This is a genomic window from Brasilonema octagenarum UFV-OR1 (genome assembly GCF_963888615.1).
In the GTDB taxonomy this organism is placed as follows: domain Bacteria; phylum Cyanobacteriota; class Cyanobacteriia; order Cyanobacteriales; family Nostocaceae; genus Brasilonema; species Brasilonema sennae.
The window spans coordinates 1-788 of sequence record NZ_CAWPKW010000061.1; the positions used below are offsets into that span (position 1 = coordinate 1).

Annotated in this window: 1 pseudogene; it reads right to left on the reverse strand. The window is 41.6% G+C overall.

What is annotated here, in order from left to right:
• Window positions 1-529: pseudogene (locus AC5590_RS05065) on the reverse strand (hypothetical protein); the annotation flags it as partial.
• Between the last annotated feature and the right edge of the window lie 259 nt (window positions 530-788).

The following is a 788-nucleotide window of genomic DNA, read 5'->3' on the forward strand; positions in this document are numbered from 1 at the left end:
GTGTTTTTAAATGCGCCATCACCACGGTTGCAAAAATGTTATCACTTGCTTCAAGTTCTGTCCAACGGCTTTCGTAGTCCAAAAGCTTGACAGTTCCAAATTCAAAGTTCAACCGAGTATCGGGATAACTATAACTGTAGCTATTTGGTCGCCATTGACGGTTAGCGTCACACAAAATTGCTAAACTAACAGCAGGCTGGTGGAAGCGGTCAAAAATCCGGAAGCTGTATGTAAACATCCGCTCTGCAAAGTTTTCTTCCGGTTGGGCTTGAATTTCGACATGCACCAATAACCAAAGTTCTTGTCCTTGGGTACGCCAAACTTTAACTAATTTATCAGCGTATCGTTTGCCTTGTTCGGCTTCGCGGGCGATTTGTTGAAATTCTTTATCCAGAAACTCGTAGGGACGTTCCCAATTAATTAATCCAGCAGTTTCAGGAAAGAAAAATTGCATTGCTTGGGGAAAATAAGCTTCTAGGACTTCTTTCCACGGACTATCAAAATCGGCGCGTTCATTCACATCGCTCATGAATTGTTTGTATGGATTGTCTTGCTTAACCAATTGCGTATTCTGTCAACTGTCGCATAAATGGCGAATGAAATCCAAGAACAATATCGTCGTTCCACTCGCAATGACACACCGATAAATTTTTCTGCCCGCCTACTTATACTAAAGTGCTACTCGCTTTCATTTGCTTGCAAGCAGTTAAGCTAATCCTCCATACCAGTATGAGCAATTGAAGAGTGGTTGCTCATACCGTACTTTTTACACATTCAAACATACTAAG